The 25,793-nt window shown below is 65.6% G+C and carries 19 protein-coding genes and 1 tRNA gene; 13 read left to right on the plus strand and 7 right to left on the minus strand.

All coding sequences use genetic code 11. The annotated features are described in order from the left end of the window. Nucleotides 1-121 precede the first annotated feature (121 nt). From ACOQPE_RS04685 to ACOQPE_RS04695, 3 genes are all read left to right on the plus strand, one after another. Nucleotides 122-964, plus strand: a complete 843-nt coding sequence (locus tag ACOQPE_RS04685; protein ID WP_420611355.1) for a DNA-methyltransferase — start codon at nt 122-124, stop codon at nt 962-964. Between the two features lie 2 nt (nt 965-966). Next, complete coding sequence (locus ACOQPE_RS04690; RefSeq protein ID WP_420610732.1) at nt 967-2,079, plus strand: hypothetical protein; 1,113 nt, start codon at nt 967-969, stop codon at nt 2,077-2,079. Nucleotides 2,080-2,306: 227 nt separating this feature from the next. Continuing rightward, nucleotides 2,307-3,059: an ABC transporter substrate-binding protein gene (locus tag ACOQPE_RS04695; protein ID WP_420610733.1), complete on the plus strand. Its 753-nt coding sequence runs from the start codon at nt 2,307-2,309 to the stop codon at nt 3,057-3,059. 2,118 nt (nt 3,060-5,177) lie between these two features. Here ACOQPE_RS04695 and ACOQPE_RS04700 read toward each other — a convergent pair. The 4 genes from ACOQPE_RS04700 to ACOQPE_RS04715 all read right to left on the minus strand — a co-directional run bounded on the left by ACOQPE_RS04700 (nt 5,178) and on the right by ACOQPE_RS04715 (nt 10,412). Further along, complete coding sequence (locus tag ACOQPE_RS04700) at nt 5,178-6,371, minus strand: ISL3 family transposase (RefSeq protein WP_420609076.1); 1,194 nt, start codon at nt 6,369-6,371, stop codon at nt 5,178-5,180. Between the two features lie 129 nt (nt 6,372-6,500). Next, nucleotides 6,501-7,793, minus strand: coding sequence for an ISL3 family transposase (locus ACOQPE_RS04705; RefSeq protein ID WP_420608456.1), 1,293 nt, complete (start codon nt 7,791-7,793; stop codon nt 6,501-6,503). 482 nt (nt 7,794-8,275) lie between these two features. Beyond that, nucleotides 8,276-8,944, minus strand: a complete 669-nt coding sequence (locus ACOQPE_RS04710) for a DNA methylase (RefSeq protein WP_420610734.1) — start codon at nt 8,942-8,944, stop codon at nt 8,276-8,278. Between the two features lie 199 nt (nt 8,945-9,143). Then, nucleotides 9,144-10,412, minus strand: coding sequence for a DNA methyltransferase (locus ACOQPE_RS04715; RefSeq protein ID WP_420610735.1), 1,269 nt, complete (start codon nt 10,410-10,412; stop codon nt 9,144-9,146). A gap of 302 nt (nt 10,413-10,714) precedes the next feature. Between ACOQPE_RS04715 and ACOQPE_RS04720 the strand changes: the two genes are divergently transcribed. Then, complete coding sequence (locus tag ACOQPE_RS04720) at nt 10,715-11,623, plus strand: IS982 family transposase (protein WP_420611352.1); 909 nt, start codon at nt 10,715-10,717, stop codon at nt 11,621-11,623. A gap of 498 nt (nt 11,624-12,121) precedes the next feature. On the opposite strand, the gene hutH is transcribed toward ACOQPE_RS04720, so the two are convergent. Both hutH and ACOQPE_RS04730 read right to left on the minus strand, forming a co-directional pair. Further along, nucleotides 12,122-13,651, minus strand: coding sequence for a histidine ammonia-lyase (hutH, locus tag ACOQPE_RS04725; RefSeq protein WP_420610736.1), 1,530 nt, complete (start codon nt 13,649-13,651; stop codon nt 12,122-12,124). Next, on the minus strand, nt 13,648-14,376 hold the full coding sequence (locus ACOQPE_RS04730) for an IclR family transcriptional regulator (RefSeq protein WP_420610737.1): 729 nt from the start codon (nt 14,374-14,376) through the stop codon (nt 13,648-13,650). The genes hutH and ACOQPE_RS04730 overlap by 4 nt, the downstream gene beginning before the upstream one ends. Before the next feature lie 65 nt (nt 14,377-14,441). Here ACOQPE_RS04730 and hutU point away from each other — a divergent pair, with 65 nt between their 5' ends. The 5 genes from hutU to ACOQPE_RS04755 are packed head-to-tail and all read left to right on the plus strand — an operon-like array spanning nt 14,442 to nt 20,755. Continuing rightward, the gene (gene hutU, locus ACOQPE_RS04735; protein WP_420610738.1) at nt 14,442-16,133 is read left to right on the plus strand and encodes a urocanate hydratase; all 1,692 of its coding nucleotides are present in this window, start codon (nt 14,442-14,444) and stop codon (nt 16,131-16,133) included. 25 nt (nt 16,134-16,158) lie between these two features. Continuing rightward, nucleotides 16,159-16,728: a peptide deformylase gene (gene def, locus ACOQPE_RS04740; protein WP_420610739.1), complete on the plus strand. Its 570-nt coding sequence runs from the start codon at nt 16,159-16,161 to the stop codon at nt 16,726-16,728. Then, nucleotides 16,725-18,092 carry a formimidoylglutamate deiminase gene (locus tag ACOQPE_RS04745; protein ID WP_420610740.1) on the plus strand — a complete coding sequence of 456 codons (1,368 nt, stop codon included), beginning with the start codon at nt 16,725-16,727 and terminating at the stop codon, nt 18,090-18,092. Before def ends, ACOQPE_RS04745 begins: the two co-directional genes overlap by 4 nt. Continuing rightward, nucleotides 18,089-19,267, plus strand: a complete 1,179-nt coding sequence (gene hutI / locus ACOQPE_RS04750; RefSeq protein ID WP_420610741.1) for an imidazolonepropionase — start codon at nt 18,089-18,091, stop codon at nt 19,265-19,267. Before ACOQPE_RS04745 ends, hutI begins: the two co-directional genes overlap by 4 nt. Before the next feature lie 24 nt (nt 19,268-19,291). Further along, complete coding sequence (locus tag ACOQPE_RS04755; RefSeq protein WP_420610742.1) at nt 19,292-20,755, plus strand: NAD(P)/FAD-dependent oxidoreductase; 1,464 nt, start codon at nt 19,292-19,294, stop codon at nt 20,753-20,755. 15 nt (nt 20,756-20,770) lie between these two features. Here ACOQPE_RS04755 and pheA read toward each other — a convergent pair whose 3' ends face one another. After that, on the minus strand, nt 20,771-21,748 hold the full coding sequence (gene pheA, locus ACOQPE_RS04760; protein ID WP_420610743.1) for a prephenate dehydratase: 978 nt from the start codon (nt 21,746-21,748) through the stop codon (nt 20,771-20,773). Between the two features lie 66 nt (nt 21,749-21,814). On the opposite strand from pheA, the gene larB reads away from it, so the two are divergent. The 4 genes from larB (at nt 21,815) to ACOQPE_RS04780 (ending at nt 25,536) form a co-directional block, all read left to right on the plus strand. Next, nucleotides 21,815-22,636: a nickel pincer cofactor biosynthesis protein LarB gene (gene larB / locus ACOQPE_RS04765; protein ID WP_420610744.1), complete on the plus strand. Its 822-nt coding sequence runs from the start codon at nt 21,815-21,817 to the stop codon at nt 22,634-22,636. Continuing rightward, nucleotides 22,633-23,943: a nickel pincer cofactor biosynthesis protein LarC gene (gene larC / locus ACOQPE_RS04770; protein WP_420610745.1), complete on the plus strand. Its 1,311-nt coding sequence runs from the start codon at nt 22,633-22,635 to the stop codon at nt 23,941-23,943. Before larB ends, larC begins: the two co-directional genes overlap by 4 nt. A 136-nt stretch (nt 23,944-24,079) precedes the next feature. Continuing rightward, a tRNA-Arg gene (locus ACOQPE_RS04775) sits at nt 24,080-24,153 on the plus strand. A 15-nt stretch (nt 24,154-24,168) separates the two neighbouring features. Beyond that, nucleotides 24,169-25,536, plus strand: a complete 1,368-nt coding sequence (locus tag ACOQPE_RS04780) for an FAD-dependent oxidoreductase (protein ID WP_420610746.1) — start codon at nt 24,169-24,171, stop codon at nt 25,534-25,536. The last annotated feature ends 257 nt before the right edge of the window (nt 25,537-25,793 follow it).

Genomic DNA, 25,793 nt, shown 5'->3' on the forward strand with positions numbered 1-25,793 from the left:
GTCGTTGTCACCGGGGCTCGCTACTGTCGGCCACATGGCAGGTGACGACGATTCGAGCGCAGTTCCAGCTGCTCCGGGCCATCCCGATGTCGCATTAGCCCGGCTCATCGAACTAGGCGTGGTGTGGGGCGACGCTGCCGATTGGCTTTTGCGTTTACCAACTGATTCTGTCGATCTTTTCTTTACATCGCCCCCTTACGCGGACGCACGGCGGTACTCCCAGATTCATCCAGATCGGTACGTGGAGTGGTTCTCTCCGTTCGCTGAAGCCATGCTGCGGGCGACGACCGAAACCGGATCGTTTGTGCTGAACATCAAGAACCGCGTCGCTGCGAGCGGCCAACTCAGGGGGCAGCGACACCCGTACGTCTACGAGCTGGTGCTTGAGCTGCAGCGCATGGGCTGGCGTTGGCTCGAGACCTACATCTGGTCGAAGCCCAACGCGATTCCGGGTCGGTTCGGGCCGCGGACGAAGGACAGCTTCGAGTACGTGTACCACTTTGCCAAGGGCGGTCAGCCGTACTTCGATCTCGACGCCGTCCGGGTGCCGTACCGATCGAGCGAGCAAGAGATAGCGCGCCGTCGCCGCGACCGGAACGGCCGGAGGAACACCGAGGCCGGGTTCGGCCGTGACCGTCGGCTCACCTACAACAAGGGCGGAGCCGACCCCGGCAATGTCATCGAGGTCAGCCAGACGTACAACCAGCACTGGGGCCCGTCGGGCCGACATACCGCAGTGATGCCCGAGGGGCTCGCCGAGTTCTTCGTCCAAGCTGCCTGCCCTCCAGACGGTCTGGTCGTGGACCCGTTCGCAGGCTCAGGGACCACCGTGGTGGTAGCCCGCCGCCACGGACGTCGCGCCGGCGGCGTCGAACTGCACCGCAAGTACGTCGAAGTGTCCGTGGAGCGCGTGGCGAGCGATCAATGCGAGCCTGAGCCGGGTGAACTGCGGCTCGCAGTCTGAGCATGGCGCTCTCAGATTCCGAAGAACGGATACTGCGTGCAGCGGGTTCCGACCCGAGCCCGGTGGCTCGCCTGCAAGCGGTGGGCATCACGCTCGCAAAGCACGGTGAAGATGCTGACGCTTCGCGTGATCTCTTGAACCAGAGCTACCTCACGCATACCAGCCCGTCGTTTCACCTGGTTCCGAGAGGCGACTCGATGTTCGCCGAAGACGCCTTCACCAAGGCGTACGCGGCACTCGCTGCGGGCACCGACGACTTCACCCGCGTCGACGCGGCGACGCTGAAAGCGACGCTCCTTGAGTGCCCAGCGGCATTGGCGCCGCTGCGCATGATCCTCGGGCTGACGCACAACGAGTTGGCAGTCGCCGTCCGTCTTCACGACCCCGAGTCGAACGTGGCAGGCGGGTCGCTGAAGAACCTCGAACGCAGCGCTCCACAAGAACACCCGACGGCGCCGAGGCAGCGAATCGTCGGGTCCATAGCTGGCGCCGTACTGGCGATGATGAACCGTGACCTGCTCACCGTGCCACCCCGCGCAACGACGCACTTCCACTCCAAGCTCGATAAGCGCGACACGGTGAACGGATGGCCGAGCGTACGCGACCACATCGCCGGTGTGCCCTACTCGGCGCTGCTCTTCCAGCGGTACGTCGGAGGGGTGTGGCGACAGGTGCAAGACGCGTACTCCGAAGTGAAGGGAGACGCCGTACTGGAGATCCCGCTTCAAGACTTGCTCGACGCCCATGGGGTGCCATACCACCGCACGAAGCGCGGAGCCCCCGGTGCCGCCGAGACCGCCACCCGATTCGGCCTCAAGCCCGGACCGGATTTCGTCATTCCTGATGACTCACCCACGCTGGTCATCGAATCGAAGGTGGCAGAAGACGGCGGGACCGCCCGCGACAAGGCGGCACGCATCCAGACCTTGGTGACGGCGGCAAACGAACGCGGGTTGAGGGCGTGCGCACTGATCGACGGCAAGGGGTGGACAGAACGGCCGAACGCGCTCTGCGATGTCATCTTGGCGACGCAGGGTCGCACCTACACCATGGCGACGGTCGAACAGATTCTGCAGCTGCCCGAAATTCAGGCGCTCACGGGTCCGGCTTCGTGATCAGTGTCAAGTACGCGACGTTGACGGACGGGGCTTCGGCACGGGGAACCGCATCAGCAAGAGCCTTGCGGCGCTTATGGCGCTCGGTCTCGTGACTGCGACCTGTAGCGGCAACAGCCGCACGGCCGACGACGGATCCATGCCAGATGGTGACGGCGGAGACGGGCTCGCTAATGCAGCATCGGCTGAGGGCGCGGCGCACGATGCAGACGGCGCAGCCAACTCCATTGAGAACTAGCGAACCGACGACCATCGAAGAGTTCTTCGATCTGCTGGACGCCGTCCGCGACGACGGGCGCTACGTCCCCCTGGCCATGGGCGCCCATGACCGCTGGGAAGCGGCAACGCTGGGCGTTCCGAACATCGGCCCCAGCTACTGGAAGGGCGAGCCCGGGCGGCTGGCGCTCATCGACGGCACAGCCAAGCTGTCCGATCAGGCCTGTGTCGACACGCTGGCGGCGCTGCAGCGCTGGAGCGCCTATCTGCCGGCCAATGCATCTGCGGTGACCTATGCAGATGCGCAGCAGACGTTCATCTCGGGTGCCGCGGCGATCTATCCGGCTGGATCGTGGGAGATCGCCGGCTTCGCCGCTGCCGCCGATTTCGAGCTCGGCGCGTTCGGACCGCCGCCGCTCGCCGGGCAGGACACCTGCTACATCAGCGACCACGCCGACATCGGCTTGGGCATGAACCCGGCGACCGAGCATCCTGAGGCCGCGAGGACGTTCCTGGCATGGATCGCGTCAAGCGAGCTCGCCGAGATCTTCTCGAATGCGCTGCCCGGCTTCTTCACGCTTCGCGACTCCCAGTACTGCTGCGGTAGAGGACGTGAGCCCCTGACATCGGTAGGCGGCCTTGAAGTCCTATCGCTTCCATCACGATGGGTAATCCATCGGCACGTATGCGTAGGGAAGCGCCTCGCACTCGGCGTGCGGTGTCGTGATCCACTTCAAGCGATGTGCAGCGAAGGGACGAGTTGACGCCAGCATGATCTCGCCGGCAACGACATTTCCCGTGACAACGAGTTCTTCGTTGATTGGATCATGACCACGCGCGTCCAACCAGAATCCCTCGGAGTCGCGATACACACGAGTCCTTCCCGGCATGATGTACTGATGCGAAACTGAATTCGGCAATTCTACGCCGGGTTGCATTTCCGAGTCTGTGCGGCCTGATTCTGCCTGCTGCCGTCCACTCAAATCAGGCCGAAATACTTGACTTATGTATCGTCCTTCGGCCGACTCGATCAACTCATGACCAACCTCGAACAACAACAGCAGTTGTGTACCGTCTCTTGCATGCCCTACGATGCATCTCGATCCGATTTCAAGACGCACTTGTCGTGGAGCGTAAAGTGCTGAGTCTTCGTCAGATTCCGTATTCTCGACGACTACAAAGAGACTCGGCGGCCCCTTCGACACTTCTCGCAACAGAACTGTACACGCGTTGCCAATCGCAATTGCAGCGACTATAGCAAGCACTGCGATACTCAATAGTCGGGTGCTTGACCTATATCGTTGACTTCCAAGTGCCCATGACAAAATATGGACTTCACCGACTAAGCATCGAAACGTCGTATTCTGCTGTCGCTTTGCGAACCGTAATCGCTCCGTCCGCTCTGGCCCATCCTTCCAATTCGCGCTGAACTTGGACTCTGAGGGCCACAATGTCAGTCCCCGTGGGGGCACCTGACTCATGAGGAACCTCCATGCTGTGCAACCGCACAGCTTCAGCGACCGGATTCGCGCAGTAGCCGGCAAGCGCTAGGTACAGCGCGCGCAGCAGCAAGCTTCGAGGCACTGGTTTGTTCGCAAGGTTCCGCACTGTCTCCCGTGAGAACCGAGAAGGACCAAGACCAGTTTCTCGAGTGTTGAAGCACGCTAGTTCGTCGGGTCCGCAAGAGACCTGCCCGTCGGAGCCGCAATTCTCTGGATGGTGGTTGGATGGACTAATCGGCACGTTGAGGGCGATTTGCTCGCCTATGGCAAAAGTTGTATCGAGCCAGTCGGCAACGTAGAGCGCTATTGGTCCTGAAATAAGCTGAATCCTGTGCGCCGTCCACAAGATCGATGGATTCGGGAACCCTTCTTCCACTATCGACATTAGTAACGACCTTCAGAAATCAGGCTGAATCTACCGCCCCAATTTCACTCTCTAGACATCACAGTCGAACAAGTACCATTCGGTCTCGCGCAGAGGCAAACTGCGTATTTGCCCTGAGTGGAATCTCACTACTACATCATTACGAGCACGCCACATTTCCGCGTCAAGACTGTTACATACCGCTCTTGGGGCAGCTACCATGCGCTCAAAGTTACGGCTGCTAGAGACTTGATCCCATGCAGCCTGCCTGTCGGGAGACCACGGTTGTGCGATCCGAAGTGTTCCCGTCAATTGAACCCACCTGAAGTTGCCGAAGCACTCTGCCTGTACACGGCCAACGACCGCATCGTCGGGGAAAGTTGCGTACCAGATTCGAGTGCGCCGGTCGCAGGTTATATAACCTTGAGATGCTTGTAGCTGGCCATCTATCAACCCATGATTCGACAAGTATTCACGAACGAGGGTTTGGATGCCCTCATTGGACAAACCGAGATTTTGGCCTGACAGTATTGTGCGTGGTTCCTGGCCCTCAATATAGACTTCTACATAGCGGTATTCCGTCACTGTAGGTTGCATGCCGCCAGGCCTATCGGAGCCGATGGACTGTGCAGATGCCGGCGTCGGCAGCATTGTTGCCACAAGGGCAATCGCCGATAGTAAGAGGGCGGCTTGCTTGAGAGTCTGCCGACGGACTGCCGAACGCTTGTGGCCCGGTGGGCTACACTGACTATTCGGTTTCATATTTGCTACCTCTCACGTTAGGTCGTCGAATATGGCGAATACGGCATAGAACTTCGAATGATTCCGGTTGCTCTTTTGCACCCTATGCCGGGTACTAGCGCCGCGTCAAGTGCAATATTCCTGCCCATATTTTGATTCGAATTCATATTCAATTCGTAGCAGCAGACCCGTGTTTGGCGAGGCCGTCAAACGCTCTGGCTTTTGGAGCCTTCGCGTTTTTTTGGGATGGGGCTGCTGGGCTCGGTGGGGTCAGGCTATGTGGTGAGGATGCCGCGGGCTTCGAAGTTGGCGTGGTTGGTGAAGCCGTGGGCTTTGCGGCGCAGGACTTGGAGCAGGTTGTTGGTGCCTTCGATGGGGCCGTTGCTGGGCCGCCCGGCGCGGTGCCAGCCGAGGATCTGTTCGTGCCAGGCCAGGAACGTGTCGACGATGCCGCTGAACTCGGGGATCTGGCCGGTGCCGTAGATGTCGGCGAACCGGTCGAGCGCTTCGAGGGCGCCTTTGCGGTCTTTGGCGAGGTAGAGGTTGTGCAGCTCGCCGAGCGCGTCCCAGGCGGCTTTGAGCCGAGGGTGGGCGGCGAACAGGCCGTCGAGGCGTTCCCGCTCGGCGGCGTCGAGGGTGTCGGGTCTGCGCATGAGCAGGAACCGTGCCCGGAACACGTCGGGGTCGAAGCGGGGCTTGGCGCCTTCGGGGCGGCGCTGGACGTCTCGGCGCACCGCGGTCAGCCCGGCTGCGAACCATCTGATGACGTGGAACCGGTCCAGCACGTGGCGGGCGTGGCCCAGCCGGGCGTCGATGGCTGCCTTGTATGCCTTCGAGCCGTCGGACACGACGACCTTGACGCCGCGGCACCACTTGTGGCCCTGGGCGGCCAGGAACGCCGTCAGGGCTGCCTGGCTGCGGTGGGGCACCATGGCGAGCACCTCGCCGGTGTCGCCGTTGACCAGCACCGTCACGTAGCGGTGCCGACGGCGGATCGAGGTCTCATCGACCAGCAGCAGCCGGCACCTGCGCCGACGGCGATGCTCGCCGACCAGCCCCGCCCAGGCGACCACCAGCGCGTTCACCAGGCCCCAGCCCAGCCGGTGCCGGCGGGCCGCCGCGTTGACCGTCATCGCCTGGGCGTCCTGGACCACACGGCGTGCCAGCCGGGCCGTGAGACGGCCCTCGAACGCCGGGTGGTCCTCACAGAATCGACGGCCGCACGGCTCGCAGACCATGCGCCGCCGCTCCCAGATCAGCGTCACCGGCCGGCCCGACACCTCCAGGTCGCGCACCTTGTTGTCGCGGCGGTCATGGGTCCGCCCGCTCGGCGCCGAACAGTGCGGGCACTTCGGGCGCACCACCGTCGAGGCGACCCGCACCACCAGCCGCTCCGGCAGATCGGCAAGCACTCCCAGCACCCGCACCTGCGGCAGCCACAGCCGCACCGACATAACATCTCTCGCCATCGAGGCCCTCCAGGGTTCGGCGTCTCACGAACACCGATCCCAGCAGGGCCTCGACCCCTACCCAAGGACCCTCAACCCACCGTCATCCCAAAAAAACGCGAAGAGCCAAGAAATCGGGCTCTTCGTGTTTTAGCGTGGAGTCAGCGTGTCGAGCAGGGTCCAGTCGGGCTTGCCTGCATACAGCAGGACTCGTGTGCGGTAGTGGTCGAAGTTGGTGATCCCGAACGACACCCGCTTGATCAGCTTGGCGAGGTTGTTCGCTGCTTCGGTCGGCCCGTTGGTCACACGCGACCGGTGCCAGTTCGTGATCTGGGTGCGCCAGGTGGCCAGGGTGCGGCCGAGCTTGTTCAGCTCCGCCGAGAACGTGTCGTCTTGGAGGTCGCGGGCGAGCTCGTCGAGCGTCTCGGCGGCGACGCTGCGTTTTGGGATCCGGTAGACGCCGCGCAGGGTCTCCTTCGCGTGCCACGCGTCGCGCACCTCGCCGCGGGGGTCGCCGGCTGCGAGCAGGCCCCGCAGCTTGGCTCGTCCGCGGTCGGTGACTCGCTCGGACGCTTTGAGCAGCAGTCTGCGTATCCGGTAGAGGGGGTCGTGTTTGGTGCCTCGCCCGCCGGTGGTCTCGTTCTGAACCCGGCGGCGCACGTCGTCGATAGCCGAGTTGGCGAGCTTGATCACGTGGAACGGGTCAGCGACCTGGCGGGCGTGCGCCAAAGCGTCGGTGAACGTCTTGCGATAGGGACCCGACAGGTCCATCACGCCCCAGCGGATCTGCTTGCGCCATAGCGACGATCTCGCTCGGATCCATGCGGTGGCCCCGTCGGCGCTGCGACCAGCGACTATGTCGAGCAGCCTGCCGCGGCGGGTGTCCACGATCGTGGTGCCCCAGTGCTTTTCTCGGTACCGGCCGCGGCGGAACATCAAAATCTCGTCCAGGCCCAAAGCGGTTACCCCGTCGAGGCGTGCCGAGTCGGCATCGAGCAGCGCCGATCCCCACCGGTGCACTGCCCGCATCACCGTGTGCCATCCCGCACCCAGCTCGGCGGCGATCTCGCTGACCGCCCGACCGGCACCCGCGCGGCGGGTCGCGTGACGCGCTGCCCGGCTGGTCATCCGCGCCCTGGGCGGCGCGACTGCGGGGTCCTGGTCGGTGAACGTGCCTACCGCGCACGACCCGTCGGGGCAGCGCCAGCGGCGCTTGCGCCACCCCAGCCGCACCGGCCGCCCGAACGCCGGCAGATCAGCCAGCCTCACCGTGCTCGCGCTGTGCGCCCACACCGGCCCCCCGCAGCCGACACAGCACGGCCGCCCCGCCAGCTCGACCCCGATCTCGAGCGGACCGCCGTCGCGGTCCCTCACACCGGTCACCGTCACGCCGGCGCCCAAGCCGACAACCACATGCAACGCGCGAATAGCGTCAACCCTCACAGGGATCCTCCAGAACTCGGGGCTACGAACACCTCCGATTCTGGGGGATCCCTCCCAATCAGGCCGTGACCCTCACACAGCTACTCCACGCGCAAACGCGAAGCGCCAGAAATCGGCTCGCCGGACCTGCTGGTTTCGGTGATCACCTCAGCCAGACGATTCCGTGCATCGCTGAATGCGATTTCGGTCATGTACGAATTGTACAATCACAGCACCCTGCGGGGGGGGTTGCCCGTGGCTGGGTTGCTACAGGCCAGGGGCCGGTAGCTGCTTCTAGCGCGGGTACCAAGGCCTCGTCGGCGGGCAGCTGATCGGCTGCCCCGAGCTCGGGCGATAGCCGGCAGACGGGACCGGGCCCCGGGACTTCGCTGCGCAACAGGCTGAACGCGGTCGCTGTTCTTGCTGGGAGCGGCCGTCACTCATTCGTTTGCCGGGATGCGACAGCGCCCGAGCAAGGTTGACTGCACCGCCTGCACCGTTCACTATGTAAGCGATTGGAGAAACTGAATTGCAACTCTCGTTGAACCATGAACTGCAGTCACTGTATCTCCGTTTGAATACTCAACTCGAATCTCAATGCGATCAAGAGGCGCTTTGACCATTGTGCCCATCTCAAGCGTTGAGAGAAATTCCGCCGCGGCCTCGGGTATTGGAAACTCGGAGCTCGCGCCAGCAAGAGGCAGTACCACAATTCGATCAATTCTTCTCAACAATGATTCGGACAGCTCAGAAACAAATGCCTTAACTGTTGATTTGGTCGGCGTCAGCAAGGCATCGTCAACCCTGCGTCTTTCACTTAATGGGAGATTCTCCCATTCCGCCAGCTTCTGTTCAAATGCAGTGAGTGAGGTATTTTCATCGGACGATGCATCGATGCCAACCACGGCAAAGGCATCAAGGACTTCTGAGTACGGCAGGTAGAGCACGGCAAATCCGTGAGAGCGAAGCTGAGTTAAGGCGCCATCAGTAAATTCTCCCGCTACAATTGCACCCAAGAAGGGATGCGTATTGGCGTAGCGTGCTGCGACGGGCAGCACCGCTCCTTGGATCTCCTGCGCCTTGTTTCGAGAGTGTTTAGTATAGCGACGCCATGCTGCCTCGATAAAAGCGAGTGGCTCACCGACATTTATGTCAGATCCGCCTCGCTCCATCACGTAATCTAGGTCGTGACTATTGCCAAATTCATCGATCCAAACTACCTTAACGCCCCGACGCGTGCCTCGCGGGCCCTTCGAATCAAGATAGAGAACATGTTCGTCGGCTACTTGCGAGAGGACTCTCTTTACGGCACCCTCAAGAACGTTACCGATTACTTGACCCCAGGTGTGCGCAGGTGATCGAGCCAATGTTCTATCTCAGCCACAGGTGGCCCTCATGAAGGGGCACTCGATGTTTGCGATTCTTCCATTTGATATTTCGATCGCGAACTTTCTCAAAAGAGAACGTATCGAAACCAGTTGAGATGGCGAGACGTCCGAGCCAGTTTTCGACCGGCACATGTACGCCGTAAGGGGCACTATCTCCGATCACGAGACAGGCCCGGCGTCCAGGAACCAGAGATTCTCGAATTGCCTGTAGCGCTAGCGCCATGCCGTGGAAGTAGCCAACGATCATCAGGTGATAGGCCTTCCGCCCACCTCGACTCATGCGTACGTGAGCGAGCTCGGCGTAAACTTCCGTCAGTTCTTCTCTGATGCACTCGAGTTGTACGGAGGCTAGCGCCGCTTCACCATCGTATCCTGTCATGTGCTGCGTGCAACTGTGAAGAAGGACATCGCGTAGAGGATGCAAGTCAGCCCATGTTTCGACTTCGCCTAAGAACGTGAGCTCAAGCCGAGTAGCATCCGCATAATCGAAATTGTTGGCATATGGCGGTGACGTGAGAACAAGATCGCATTCGGGCAGGTCAGATGAGAGTGCTCGGACATCGTCCTCAATCACTTGTGCGGATGGTGGGTTGAGATTAAACGATTGGTACGTGGCCATGTCATTGGCCATTGTTTCGCATTGGATCTTATAGGCCTCAATGGGAGCGCTTACTTTGGATTTGGACTTGTTTGGAAGCACGTACTGCCATTGGGCAGTTCCTACGTGGGATGCAGGTCGAAGCACCGCCATGAGCGCGAGCCACAGCAGCGCGCGCACATTCGCCGAGGCATGGGACTGCTCCACTGCAGATTGAAGTGTCCGAAGTGATCCGAGGTTCCCGGCGGAATAGCACTTCTGGAGGAGAGCTGGCTCGCACTCGAAGCTTGGCGCATCGGCTAGAGATTCGCGTGCCCGGGTGATTACTTCACGAGACGAAGCTTGGAATTCTTGAATCGACGCGGGCCAGCACAATTTAGACCGCGCGATGGACGCAACAAACGGATGGCTCTCGATTCCGATTGATGTGCAGCCTGCCGTTTGAGCGGCCAGCAGTGTCGTGCCGGACCCGACGAATGGATCAAGGACTCGCCCTTCGCCACCGAGTTCGGCATGAATTATGCTCTCAGCCCATTGTGCCGAATAGCCGGCTGAATATCGAAACCAGCGATGAACTGGTAGCTTCATGTTCTTCACGAAGTTGGTCGTTGACCAGGTGCCGGGTTGTCCGTCGAGCAGTTCGAGTTGTCCCACTGTCCGCTCCGGTCTAGTACTGGTAGCCAGTGCCTTGTCGGCGCACCGTAGCAAGCACCCGTGACAGGGGCCGCCTTATTTTCGCACGCCCTCGTGGGGAGGCGTCTGGAAGCGCGAGACCGATGCTGGCCTTGCGCGAGGTCGGTTGCCGACGCGCGCAAGCCTGTATGAGCATGATGTAGTCGGCCCGCTGATGGCGGCCTAGATGATTGGTTCCAAGGGGTGGGGGGTCCGCTGTTGGTGGGGTGAGGGTGTCCAAGCTCGGGGTGTGTACCTGCACCTCGATCCTGGAGGACCTGGGCATGAACCCGGACTTGGACACCCTCGCGACGGCACTGTATGTGAGGATTGACGATCTGTTGGCCGACAATCCCGGCTGGGCGCCGCGGCGGCCCCGTGTGGGGTTCGCACCGAAGCTGTCGGACGCGGAGCTGGTCACTTTGGCGGTGATCTCGGCGTTATTGGGGTACGACTCCGAGCGCGGGTTCGTGCGCTTCGCTCATCAGCACCTGCGGCCGTGGTTCCCGTACCTGCCCAACAGAGAGGGCTTCAACAAGCGGCTGCGCCGCGCCGGCGAGATGATCGGCCACGTCACAGCAGCGCTGGCCCGCGACTGCCCGGACTGGCACGACGACGTGTGGCTGGCCGACTCCACGCCGGTGCCGTGCGGCACGAGCCGACCCACCGCGGTGCGCTCCGAGCTCGCCGGATGGGCCCAATACGGCTGGTGCGCGTCGCATTCGCGCTGGTTCTGGGGGCTGCGACTGCACCTGATCACCACCCCGGCGGGGCTGCCGATCAGCTTCGCCCTGGCAGGCGCCAAGGCCGACGAACGCGACACCTGCGCCGCCATGATCGACCACGCAGACCTGGCCCGCCCCGGCCAGACGCTCATCGCCGACAAGGGCTACCGCAGCAAAGACTTCGAGAACCGGCTCAACGACGCCGGGATCACCCTCATCCGGCCCGCCGCCCGCAACGAGCCCGCCCGCCCCCACCAGCGGTTCCTGCGCCCGTTCCGCCAGATCATCGAATCGGTCTGCGACACCCTCAAAGGCCAGCTCAGCCTCGAACGCCACAACGGCCGCACCCGCGCCGGCGTCGCCGTGCGCGTCCTGGCACGCATCCTCGCTCTCACCGCCGCCATCTGGCACAACAGAACCCACCACCCCCACCTGCCAGCACGCACCCTCACCCACTACGACCACTGACCCCTTGGAACCAATCATCTAGAGCCGAGTGCACCGGTCGTCGCGGACGCGGAGGAGCTTGTAGCGCGCAGTTGATCGCCGAGACACTCGCCTTTAGGTGCCGTTGCCGCCGGTTGCGCAGCATCTCCAACAAGTCATTCCGGCAGCTCTCCTTGTGCTTGGGCTGATTGGGCCATGGTGCGTGGTCGTCTCGCCTGATGTGCGATGTCGGCCGACTGTCGGGTGGCCAGCAGGTGTCTGTCGGCGAGGTTCTCAGCGGCCCGTGCTCCCAGACAATCGCGCAGTGACCCCCCGTCTTCGCAGGCTCTCTAGGGCCTCCACATCGGCAGCAGGGTCACACATTCAGCTTTCTGGGCGATCGCGGTGGCAGCAGGCCGCTCACACAGGAGCCCAGATAACAGCAACGTTCGAACTAGCGCAATAGAACGGGAGCCGCTGCACGTCGTGATTGGGCGCTCAGCACGCCCGGATCCTCCCTCCGCAGCAGGCTGAGCTGGTTCAGGCCAAGGGGCCGGTGGCTGCTTCCACCGCTGGCACTAGGGCCTGATCGGCAAGCAGCTGATCGGCTGCGGCGAGCTCGGGGGACAGCCAGCGGTCGGGACCGGGGCCCGGGACTTCGCTGCGCAGCAGGCTGAGCGCGGCTGCGGTGCCCGCTGCGGGCTGCAGGGGTGCGCGCAGCTCGATGCCGCGGGCGGCGGTGACCCATTCGATGGCCAGGATGCGGCGCAGGTTGGCGACGGCCCGGCGCAGCTTGCGGGCTGCGCCCCAGCCCATGGACACGTGATCTTCCTGCATCGCGGAGGTGGGCAGCGAGTCGACTGCGGCCGGTGCGGCCAGGCGGCGGTTCTCGGCACACAGGGCGGCTGCGGTGTACTGGCCGATCATCAGGCCGCTGTCCACGCCTGGGTCGTCGGCCAGGAAGGGGGGCAGCCCAGCGGAGCGCTTGGGGTCGAGCAACCGGTCGATGCGGCGCTCCGCAATAGCGCCCACCTCGGCCGCGGCGATGGCGAGGTAGTCGGCTGCCAGCGCCACCGGCGCTCCGTGGAAGTTGCCGCACGACTCCACTCGACCGTCACCCAGCACCATCGGGTTGTCGATGGCCGACGCCAGTTCCCGATCGGTCACGTCTGCGGAGAAGTCGAGGGTGTCGCGGGCTGCGCCGTGGACTTGGGGCGTGCACCTGATGGAGTAGGCGTCTTGCACGCGGTCGTCGCCGTGGCGGTGGCTGGCCACGATGGGCGAGCCGGCTAGCACGGCGCGCAGGTTGGCCGCGCTGGCCTGCTGGCCAGGATGGGGTCGCAGCTCCAGCAAGTCGGCGGCAAAGGCCCGGTCGGTGGCCAGCAGCGCCTCGACGCTGCAGGCAGCCACGATGTCGGCAACGGTGAGCAGGCTGGCCAGATCGTGGACGGCTAGGCAGAGCATCCCCAAGATTCCGTCGGTGCCGTTGGTGAGGGCGAGGCCCTCCTTCTCTGCAAGCACCAAGGGCTCGATGCCCGCCGCCGATAGGGCATCGGCCCCGCCGATCGTGCCCCCGCCGTCGGCGAGCACTTCGCCTTCCCCTATGAGCACGAGCGCAGCGTGGGCGAGCGGGGCTAAGTCGCCGCTGGCGCCCAGCGAGCCATGCTCGGGCACCACGGGCACCACGCCGGCGTTGATCAGGTGCACCAGCGACTCCGCGACCTGCGGTCGCGCTCCTGAGGCGCCGAAGGCGAGCGTGCGTGCCCGCAGGAGCATCATGGCCCGCACCACCTCGGGCTCGACCGGTGGACCCATCCCGGCGGCGTGGGAGCGGATCAGCGACTGCTGCAGTGTGACTCGACGATCAGCGGGAATGGTGGTGTTGGCCAGGGCGCCGAAGCCGGTGGAGACGCCGTAGGCCGGCTCGCCCTCGGCCAAGGTCTCGACGATGCGGCGGGCCGTGGCCATCCGGCCGAGCGCGCCAGCGCTCAGGTGAACCTGGTCTCGGTGGCGGGCAACCGCGACGACGTCGGCGACGGTGACGCCCGGGCCGTCGAGTTCCACCGTCATGCCGAAGGCTGATGCGGGGGGACCGAAGAGAACGCGGCCGATGTGGCGACAGCCGCTTCGATCACGGCGTCGGCCGCTGTCTGCAGGCGGGTGCCGGTGAGCCTGTCAGCCGGGCCCAGCACGGACAGCGCGGCGATCGCACCAGAGTTGCCATGGACAGGCGCGCAGACAGCGGTGACATCGGGCTCGATGGCGCCGGTATTGAAGATGGGCGTGGGGCGTGCACCGGGCGTCAGCGCGCCAGCGAGCAACGCCTCGCCCACGGCGGTGCCCGCGATGGGCACCGAGCGGCCCACCCACCCGACGTGGCGGATGGCCCGGCGGCCTTCGACCGTGGCGATATAGACGGCAGCGTCGCCGTCGCGCACGGCGAGGTATGCGGATTCTTCGGTGGCTTCCACCAGCCGTTCGAGTTCCGGCCCGGCAGCGGCCCGGAGCCGGGCGTAGGGACCGGATTGCAGCGACGCCAGAGCGGTACGCACGAACGCCGGACCCACCGAGTACGAGCCGGAAGCGTTTTTGACGAGATAGCCGCGGTCGGTCAGCACCCGCAGATGCCGCAGTGCTGTGCTGGCCGGCATGTCCGTGCGGGCGGCTGCCGCAGTGAGGCTGAGTTCGCCATTGGTGACCACGGTGTCGAGCAGCTCCAGCACCCGCTCTGCCGAGCGCGACCGGTGCAGCGGAGACACAGCAGCTATTTCACTACCTGAAATCTCTTGCTGCATATTGACAGCATAGGCCGAAGCTCGGTAACGTGAGGCGCACCGCACACCCGGCGCCGAGGTTGTCTATGGCCACCAGCACACAGCACTCCGCCAGCGCCCCTGCAGGCGGGGTGAGGGCTCCCACCGGCACTGCTCTGACCTGCCGGAGCTGGCCCCAAGAGGCCGCCTTCCGGATGCTGCAGAACAATCTGGATCCCGACGTGGCCGAGCGCCCCGACGATCTCGTCGTGTACGGGGGCACCGGCCGGGCGGCGCGCTCATGGCCGGCATTTCACGCCATGATCAGGGCGCTGACCGACCTCGCCGACGACGAGACCATGCTGGTGCAGTCGGGCAAGCCGGTCGGCGTGCTGCGCACCCACGAATGGGCGCCCCGGGTGCTCATCGCCAACTCCAACCTCGTGCCCGATTGGGGCACCTGGGACGAGTTCCGCCGGTTGGAGCATCTCGGCCTGACCATGTTCGGCCAGATGACTGCCGGGTCGTGGATCTACATCGGCACCCAGGGGATCCTCCAGGGCACCTACGAGTGCTTCGGGGCAATCGCCCGCAAGCGCTTCGGGGGGTCGCTGGCTGGGACGCTCACCGTCACCGCCGGGCTCGGCGGCATGGGCGGCGCCCAGCCCCTTGCAATCACCATGAACGAAGGCGTCGCCCTGTGCATCGAGGTCGATCCCGAACGGGCCGCTCGCCGGGTGGAGACCCGCTACCTCGACGTGGTCGCCGACGACTACGCCGACGCGCTTCGACGCTGCGAGGAGGCAGTGCAGGCCCGCCGCCCGCTGTCGGTGGGATTGGTCGGCAACGCGGCCGACCTGATACCGCGCCTGCTGGCGGACGGCGTCGCTGCCGACATCGTCACCGACCAGACCTCCGCCCACGACCCGCTCACCTATGTGCCCAACGACCTGTCTCCCGAGGCGTCCGAGGAGATGCGGCGCAACCAGCCCGACGAGCTCATTCGCCGCGCCCGGTCGGCCATGGCCACCCACGTGGAGGCGATGGTGGGTTTCCTCGACGCCGGCTCCGAGGTGTTCGACTACGGCAACAGCCTGCGGGCCGAGGCCCAGCTCGGCGGCTACGAGCGGGCCTTCGACTATCCGGGCTTCCTTCCCGCCTACATCCGGCCCCTGTTCTGCGAGGGCAAGGGGCCCTTCCGCTGGGTTGCGCTGTCGGGCGACCCGGCCGATATCGCCGCCACCGACCGGGCCGTGCTCGAGGAGTTCCCCGACGATGAGCCGCTCAAGCGATGGATCAAGCTCGCCGGCGAGCGGGTCGCGTTCCAGGGCCTGCCGGCTCGGATCTGCTGGCTTGGCTACGGGGAGCGTCACCGGCTGGGCCTGCGGTTCAACGAGCTGGTGGCTTCAGGAGAGATCAAGGCACCGATCGTCATCGGGCGCGACCATCTCGACTCGGGCTCGGTGGCCTCGCCCTACCGCGAGACCGAGGACATGGCAGACGGCAGCGACGCCATTGCCGACTGGCCGCTGCTCAACGCGATGGTCAACACCTCGTCCGGAGCGTCATGGGTGAGCATCCACCATGGCGGCGGCGTGGGCATCGGCCGGTCGATCCATGCCGGACAGGTGAGCGTGGCCGACGGGACTGACCTGGCCGCGCAGAAGCTGGAGCGGGTGCTGCTCAACGACCCGGGCACGGGCGTGATGCGCCACGCCGATGCCGGCTACGACCGGGCGTGGGAAGTGGCCGCCGCGCGCGGCGTGCGCATACCCGCCGACAGGCCCGCCGCGCCATGAAGCCCAGGCAACTCAGGCACGCGAGATGACCGTCCGGGAGATCCTCTCCATCGGCCATCCGGCGCTGCGGGCGCGGGCCGCAGCAGTGCCGCGGTGCAAGATCGACAGCGAGCGAACGCAGCGCATCATCGACGACCTCATTGACACGATGCGCCACGCCAACGGGGCGGGCCTGGCCGCCAACCAGATCGGCGAGACGGACCGCATCGTCGTCATCGAGGTGAACGACAACCCCCGCTACCCCTACAAGCCGCCGATCCCCTTGACCGTGGCCATCAACCCCGAGCTGGAAGTGCTCGACGACGAGACCGTGGTGATCAACGAGGGCTGCCTGTCGGTGCCATTGCGCGGCGACGTGGTCCGCTCGGTCAACCTGGGCGTCCGCTACCTGGACCGTGACGGCACCGAGCACTGCACCACCGCACGTGGCCTGACAGCGGGCACTTGGCAGCACGAGTGCGACCACCTCGACGGCGTCCTCATCACTGACCGGGCTGATCCGTCCACGCTGAGCACCTGGGACGAGTTCCAGCGCCACCACCGCGACGCGTTCATCGAGCGCATCACCCGCTTCAACCAGCAAGTTGGAACATGACGGCGCATTACTGGTGCGAACTGGCCTGGCTCGGCGGTTCCCGCGCCTCCGAGGGCGTGGTGATCGCGGTCGACGGCGATCGCATCTCCGCGGTGTGCGCAGGTGTGCCGGTCCGGCCCGAGGGCGCCGTGCCGCTGGCGGGACTGACCTTGCCGGCGCTGGCCAACGCACACAGCCACGCCTTCCACCGGGCCCTGCGGGGCCGCACGCACGCTGGGCGGAGCAGCTTCTGGACGTGGCGTGACCTGATGTACCGGGTGGCGGGCCGGCTCGACCCTGACTCCTACCGCAGGCTGGCCCGGGCGGTGTTCGCCGAGATGGCGCTGGCCGGAATCGGGGCGGTCGGGGAATTCCACTATGTCCATCACCGCCCCGGCGGGGATTCCTACGAAGACCCCAATGCCATGGGTGCAGCGATGGTGGGTGCGGCCGCCGACGCCGGCATCCGCCTGACCTTGCTCGACACGCTGTACCTGCACGGCGGGCTCGACCCGACGCTGGACGGCGGCTACGGGCCGCTGGCACCTCCCCAAGCTCGCTTCGGCGATGGCAACGCCGACCGGTGGATCGACCGGGTAGAGCGCCTGGCCTCGACGGCATCCGGTCCGACGGTGCGCATCGGCGCCGCGGTGCACTCCGTCAGGGCGGTCGATCCACCATCGATCAAGGCGGCGACGGACTGGTCACGCGAGCGCGGCACCCCGCTGCACTTCCACGCTTCCGAGCAGCCTGCGGAGAATGAGCAGTGCATCGCCGTTCACGGCATGTCCCCCATCGAGGTGATCGCTCAAGCCGGAGGGCTCGGTCCGGGCACGACCGTGGTGCACGCCACACATGCCAACGGGCGTGACCAGACCATGATCGGTGAGGCCGGCGCGTTCTGCTGCCTGTGCCCGTCCACCGAGCGGGACCTTGCCGACGGCACCGGGCCCAGCGTCGGCCTGTCCCGCCAGGGCGCCGGACTGTGCCTCGGCTCGGATTCCCACGCCACCGTCGATCTCTTCGAAGAAGCTCGCACAGTCGAGCTCGACCAGCGGGCGGCTTCTGGTGTCCGCGGTGTGTTCAGCACCGAGGCGCTGGCGGAGATGGCGACCTCAGGCGGCTGCCGTTCGCTCGGTTGGCCCGAGGCAGGTCGGCTGGAGGCCGGCGCGCTCGCCGACTTCGCAACGGTGAGCCTCGACTCGGTGCGAACGGCCGGAGCTGACGCCGATTCCGCGCTGGCTGCGACGATCTTCGGCGCCTCCAGTGCCGATGTGCATCACCTCGTGGTGGGCGGCAGGACCGTCGTGCGCGACGGCCGCCACACGACGATCGATGTCGCGGCCGAGCTGGCCGCGGCCATCACGGAGGTCACCGCGCCATGACCCTGGTGATCGACAACATCGCTGAGCTGGTGACCAACGATCCCGAGCTGGGGGACGGCCCGCTGGGCGTGCTCACCGATGCTTCGGTGGTCATCGACGGCGACATGGTGGTGGCGGTGGGCCCGTCGGGCGCCGTTGCCGACGAGCGACTCGACGCAGGCGGCCGGTGCGTGCTGCCCGGATTCGTCGACTCCCACACTCACTTGGTGTTCGCAGGCGACCGCTCAGAGGAATTCACCCGCCGAATGGCCGGCGAGCCCTACGACGGCGGCGGTATCCGGGTCACCACCGAGGCCACCCGCGGCGCCGGCCGAGACGCTCTGGCGGATTCGCTCGACCGGCGGTTGGCCGAGACGCACCGGGCGGGCACGACCACGGTGGAGATCAAGACCGGTTACGGCTTGTCGCTCGACTCCGAGATCGAGCTTGCCTTGCTGGCCGCAGAGGTCACCCCCGAAGCCACATTCCTGGGAGCTCACCTGCTGCCCAGCGAATACGCGGGACGGACCGACGACTACATCGACCTGGTGTGCGGGCCGATGCTGGACGCAGTCCGCGACCACGTCCGCTGGATCGACGTGTTCTGCGAGACCGGCGCGTTCAACATCGACCAGTCCCGCAGAGTGCTCGAGGCGGGTCGGGCCGCCGGGCTGGGCCTGCGTGTGCACGGCAACCAGCTCGGCCACGGACCAGGCGCGCAGCTCGCCGTCGAGATGGACGCCGCGTCGGTGGACCACTGCACCTATCTCTCTGATGACGACATCGAGGCTTTGGCGGCCAGCGACACGGTGGCCACGTTCCTGCCGGCCACCGACTTCTCCACCCGCCAGCCCTACCCGGATGCCCGGCGGGCCATCGATGCCGGCGTCAAGGTGGCGATGGCCTCCAACTGCAACCCGGGCTCGAGCTACACCACGTCCATCTCGTTCTGCATCGCCATGGCGGTGCGCGACATGGGCATGACGATCGACGAAGCCGTCGCCGCAGTGACGGTCGGCGGAGCAGTCGCGCTGGGCCGGACTGACGTTGGGCGGCTCACCAACGGCAGTCCGGCTCACGTGACCATCCTGGATGCACCCAGCCGCCACCATCTCGCCTACCGGCCCGGTGTCCCCTTGATCTGGCGGACCCTGGGAGTCGACTACCGGCTCCCGCCCGCCGACGACCAGACGTGATCCCTAAATGAAAGAAGGACAGCCATGACCAACTCCATCCCCAATCCGACAGAACACAACCAGTGGTACCCGTTCGCCAACCGGCCCCTGCCGCCAGAGGTGGACGGCCAGGCGGTCAACCCGGCCGCCATTCCGGTGTTCGACGCTGTGTCGCTGCCGCCTCACGCTCGTTTCGTGGTGGTGGGTGCGGGCGTGCACGGGCTGTCGAGCGCCTACCACCTGGCCATGTACCTCGAGCGCACCGGCAAGGGCTCGGGCAGCGACGTGGTGCTGATCGACAAGCAGGGTCCGGGGGCGGGCGCCACCGGGTTGGCCTGCGGCTGTGTCCGCAACATGTACATGACCGGGCCGCTGCACGCCATCCTGCGGGCCAGCGTGGAGGTGTGGGAGTCCGACCCGGTGAACCTCGGCTTCCAGCAGGTCGGTTACGTGTCAGTGGGCGAGGCCAACCAGACCGACGACTACCTGAAGCTGCAGGCGTCCCAGGCTGCGAGCGGCTACCCGTCCGACGTCTACACCGGTGCAGAGGCCCGTGCCTTCCTCACCAACCTGTGGCCCGATTTCAAGACCGACAACTGCGACGTGGTGCTGCACGAGCACCGCTCCGGTTACGCCGGCACGCACCTGGCCGTGTGGGGTCTCGACCAGAAGTGCCGCCAGTGGGGCGTGCAACGGGTGTACGGCGCCACCGTGACCGGCTACCAGTTCGACAACTCGGGCTCGGTCACTGCGGTCGAGACCACCCAGGGGTCGATCACCTGCGAGCAGGTCGTGGTGGGTGCAGGGGCGTGGACGCCTACGCACTGGGAATGGCTCGGCGGCCCCAGCCAGCTCGACGTGCTGTACCCCGACGGGCATGTCGAAGAGCAGATGGACATGTGGACCTACTGGCGGCTGCTTGAGGGCGAGGTGCTGTTGCCGCCAGGCGTCGATTTCCGCACTGCCCAGCACCGAGATTCACCGGTGCTGCATGTGGAGCTCATGAACACGCCGGTGTACTCACCCGACGGCCGGTTCCTGAAGGACCACTTCTACTCCTATACGCGGTACGCGGCGGAGCGGGTGGGCGCCCCGGGCCTGCAGGGCGGGACGATCCCGATCAAGATCGGGCCGCGGGCGGCAGTGGAGCCCTACGGCCACCTGAACGACGAGTATCAGGCCGAGGAGTGGTTCGCCGACTACTACCGCGCCACGCTGGGCATGCTGTTCAAGCGGCTGGAAGACCTGCGGCCGTACTTCAAGGAACGCCGCAACGGCGGCATCGGCGCCTTCACCCCCGACAACGTGCCGGTGTTCGACTACGTGGCCGACAACGCCTGGGTGATTGCCGACTCCAACCACGGGTTCAAGATGATCGGCGTGGGCAAGCTCACCGCCGAGATGATGGTGCACGGCGACAAGCCCGACGAGCTCAAGCCGTTCACGCTGGACCGCTACCGCATCGGCGGCACCTTCGGCGACCGCAACTCCAACTGCCCCTGGGTCTAGCCTTCCCGGGGCTGATCAGCGGATGAGGCGGCGGAGCGACTTCATCCAGTCGTCTGACGAGGTCCAGGCTTCCTCGCTGACGCGCTCGCGGCCTGACGAGTTGCCGTTCGCGGCAGGGAACGAGCCCAGGAACTTGACGTCGCGCTGCTTCATCTTGAGCGCGCGCAAGCAATCGGCAACCACTTCGTCGGAGATGTGACCCTCGAAGTCGAGCAGAAAGCAGTATTCGCCGAGACCGCGCCGGGTCGGTCGCGACTCCAGCCGTGACAGGTCGAGACGGCGGGCCTCGAACTCCATGAGTATTCCCAGCAGGCTGCCGGGCTCATTCTGCTGCTGGAACACCACGATGCTTGTCTTGTCGTTGCCGGTGGCCGGCGGCACCTGGCCCTTGGCGAGCAGCAGGAAGCGGGTCTGGTTGTCGCGGTGGTCCTCAATGCCGGGCGCGACGGTCTCAAGCCCGTAGAGCTCGGCTGCGGTCGGGCTGGCAATCGCCGCGACGCCGGCAAGCTGTTCCTCGCCGATGCGCCGGGCCGCCAGCGCAGTCGAGGTGGCCGCCTCGATCTCGACATCGGGCAGCTGGGTGTGCAGGAACGCACGGCATTGGGCGATGGCCACAGGGAACGACAGCACCGTGTGGATTGCTGAGAGGTCGTCGGCTGTGGCCGTGCCGGGCAGTGCCATGAGGTCGAGCTGCACGTTCACGACCACTTCCCGCTGGATGAGGAAGTCGAAGTCGAACGCCAGCGCGTCCTGGGTGACATTGACGGCACCTTCGATGGCGTTCTCGACGGGCACGAAGCCGTAATCGACTGCCCCGTCGTCGAGCGCAGAGAGCACCTCGGGCACTGAGATGAGCGGCACAGGCGTGCACTGCGACAGGTCCGGCTGGGTCGCCAGCGCAGCCTCGGTAAAGGTGCCGTGCGGGCCCATGTACCCGATGCGCGTCGACGGCGAGAGGGCAGAGGCGCCCTGGGGTGCAGCGGCAGCAGCCATCGGGGCAGGATACGCAGCGGGCCGTGGGCACCCGACCCCGGGCCGCGGCGGGTAGAACGGCAGGCGATGGACGCTGAACAGCTCGCCGGATTGCTGGCAGAGGTTCGTGACGGGACGGTGAGCGCCGACGAAGCGCTGGCGCGCTTGCGGCGGCTGCCGTACGCCGACATTGCCGGGGCGCGCATCGATCATCACCGGACGTTGCGCACCGGCCATCCCGAGGCGGTCTATGGGCCCGGCAAGTCGCCCGACCAATGCGCCCGCATCGTGGCTGAGATGCTGAGCGGCGGGTCCGGCCCGGTGCTGCTGACCCGAGCGAGCGCCGATCAGGTTGCAGCAGCCCTTGCCGCGTGCCCCGATGGTGTGGCGCACCGCCCGGCCGACCGGCAACCCGACCCGCCGGATGGCGCTGCTCAGCCTTCGACCGATCTGGCGACGGTGGTGTGGCGCGCTGCGCCTGCCCGTCAAGAGCACATGGTCGTGGCCTCCGCGGGAACGTCGGACGGACCGGTGGCGAGCGAGGCGGCAGCGGTGCTCGGCGCCTTCGGCGTCGATGCCGAGATGGTGACCGACATCGGCCTCGCGGGTCTGCATCGCTTCCTCGCCGAGATCGACACGCTGACATCCGCTGAGGTCGTCATCGTGGTGGCAGGTATGGAAGGAGCGCTGGCCACGGCCGTCGCGGGGGTGACTGCTGCACCGGTCATCGCCGTGCCGACCAGCGCGGGCTATGGCGCAGCGCTCGACGGTGTGACGGCGCTGCTGGCCATGCATGCGTCGTGCGCAGCCGGGATCACCGTGGTGGGTATCGACAACGGCTTCGGTGCCGCGATGGCCGCTATGCGCATCGTGGATCTGGCGGCGGGCCGCGACGGCGGAGCCGAATGATGCACGACATCGCGGCTGCCGACACGTCGCCGGTGACGCCACACGCGCCGACGGCCACATCGTCATCCGCGAGCGGCGAACGAAGTGCTCCCGACGGCACGGTGGCGTGGTTCGATCCGGTGTCGGGGATCGCAGGCGACATGGCGCTCGGGGCGCTGCTGGATGCCGGTGCAGACCTCGATTTCGTCATCGAACGGCTGCAGACGCTGGGTGTTGACGGCTGGCAGCTCAGTGCTGAGCGGGTCCGACGGAACGAATTGGCCGCGACGCGGGCCGTCGTGGACGCCCCCGAAGGACATCACCATCGGCGCTGGCGCCACATCCGGGAGTTGCTGGAGCGCGCATCCTTGGAGGACCGGATTCGGGGCCGCGCGCTCGCAGCGTTCGAGGCGCTCGCTGTTGCCGAGGGCCAGGTGCACGGAGTGCCGCCCGACGAAGTCCATTTCCACGAGGTCGGGGCGCTGGATGCGATCGTCGACATCGTCGGCGTGTGCGCGGCGCTCGAATCGCTGGGCGTCGACGAGGTTGCCTGCGGACCGGTTGCCGTGGGCAAGGGCACGATCCACGCCGCGCATGGCGTGCTGCCGAACCCGCCGCCCGCAGTCGGGTACTTGCTGGCGGGACACCCAGTGGTGGGCGTCGATATCGACATGGAGCTGACGACCCCGACGGGGGCTGCCATCGTGGCCGCCCTGGCATCGACGTTCGGGCCAGTGCCGCCCATGACGGTGACTGGCGTCGGCTTCGGTGCGGGCACCCGCGAGCTGCCTGGTCGCCCCAACGTCACCGGTGTGTTGATCGGTACTCGGGCAACCGAATTGAGCCGTACTGATGCAGGACTGGCCGCGACTATGGCGGCCATCGGAGGCGCCGAATTCACCGCCGAGCTGGTGGAACTGGCCACGAATCTCGACGATGTCTCCGGTGAGCTGCTGGGCCACGCAATCGAGGAACTGCTGGCAGCCGGCGCGCTGGATGCGTGGGCGGTCCCGATCGTGATGAAGCACAGCCGTCCGGCGCACACGCTGATGGCGCTGTGCAGTGCCGACGAAGTGACAGCGATGGGCGACCGGATGGCGCGTCTCACCGGCACGCTGGGTTTGCGTGCCCGCACCGTCGTACGCACGGCCCTCGAACGCCACACATCGACGGTCGACGTTGACGGCCAGGCCATCCGGGTCAAGCACGGCCCCCACCGCAACAAGCCCGAATGGTCCGACGTGGTCGCCGCAGCCAACGCTCTCGCCCGCACTCCCGCCGAGATCGCTCGCGAAGCGATCACCAGAGCACAGCACAACCGCAACTAAGGGTTCGAGCCAGAGGGCACAGATGCCGAAGCGGGCGCACCCCCGCGCGCGGCCCCAAATCCTCGGCGCTCGCAGAAAACAGCCTCGTACACTGTGCGGGCGCCGACGGGCCCTCCGGCCCGGCCAGTGGCAACCAGCGCTTGTAGCTCAATTGGACAGAGCATCTGACTACGGATCAGAAGGTTCGGGGTTCGAATCCCTGCAAGCGCGCGAACCGGGAGCACGATGACGCAGCGCAGGATCGCAATCATCGGCGGAGGCATGTCCGGGCTGGGCGCCGCGTGGGCGCTGGCTCACCATCCGGACCGGTTCGACATCCGGCTGTTCGAGGCCAACGATCGCCTCGGCGGCAACGCTGTCACTGTCGACATGCCGCAGGACGACGGCACGTCGCTTCCCTTCGACATCTCGGTCACTGCGTTGATCCCGTCGGTCTACGACCACGTCCTGCTGCTCTTGGAGCGCTTCGGCATCGAGCTGTTCCCGACCAAGTTCAACTACAGCGTGAAGTACCAGGGCGGCAGGTACGCCCACGACTTCGACTCCGACATCAGGGACCGGCTGCAGCCCGAGATCGAGCGGTTCCAGCGCCTGCTGAGTCGCCTGCACTCATTCGGTCGACTCACCCGGGCGCGGTCGAAGTTCCTCAATGCGCTGAACCCGTTCAACTACATCAGCATGCGGACGGTCCTGAACGTCGGCAGGTTCTCCGCCGACTTCAGGTACAAGATCCTCAAGCCGATGTTCGTCAACTTCCTCATGGCGACGAACGTGTTCGACATGCCCGCCGCGCTGTTCGCCAGGTACCTCGAGTTCTTCGACATCGAGACGGCAACGCCCATGCAGACCTGGGACCAGGGCACGCGGCGCATCTATGAACACCTGTCGGCCGACTTCGACGACAAGATCTACCTGAGCCGACCTGTCCGCAAGGTGTACCGGGGGGCATCGGAGGTGGTCGTCGAGGATGCCGAGGGGGTGCGCGAGACCTTCGACGAGGTGATCTTCGCCTCGAATGCCAACCAGACACTGATGATGCTCGACAAGCCCACGGCGCTCGAGCGCTACGTGCTCGCATCAGTGCGCTACGAGAGCGAGCTGCACAACCACACGCTGGTGCACTCCGACCCGTCGGTCCTGCCCGACGACGAGGTGGAATGCCTGCGCACACGCACCAATCACGTAGAGCAGTACGGCGCCCGGCCCGACAACTACGAGCTCACCTACATCATGCACAACCAGCAGCCATGGATTTTCGACTCCGACAAGCCCTGCCTGGTGACCTACAACTCGAACACCCCGATCGACGAGGACAAGATCGTGAAGCGCTGGTGGTTCCAGCACGTCGTGCATGACGTGCGCCAGGTGACGCTGCTCGTGCCGCTGTTTCGCTTCATCCAGGGCAAGCGCCGCAGCTGGCACTGCGGGGCGCACACGCTGGTCAACAGTCAGGAGACCTGCTTCGTGACCGGGCTCGCCGCAGCCACCCAGATCGGTGCGGACTATCCGTTCGACGACGAAAACGCCCGCGAAGTCTTCAACTACTACGGCGGCATCATGTACGGTGCCCGCTTCCGCAAGATCACGTCCTGACCGGGGTGGCAGGCCTGCTCGTCTGCCATCAGCGGCGCTCGTGCGTCTGCTCGCTGTCGCCCGCGAGATGTTCGCTGACTACGGCAATGATGCACCTCCGGCGCTGCGGACATGTCCGCCGCGGAGCGGCTGCTCTGGTAGCGAAGCCCTTGAATCACATAACGACGCCACTGAATGAGTTGAATCCAACGGATAGCGCTACCAAGTCGCCGAGGCACACCTCAAAAGCCGGCTCTTCGCGTTTTTTTGGGATGACG

It is taken from the genome of Candidatus Poriferisodalis sp. (assembly GCF_965219595.1).
Lineage (GTDB): Bacteria > Actinomycetota > Acidimicrobiia > Acidimicrobiales > Poriferisodalaceae > Poriferisodalis.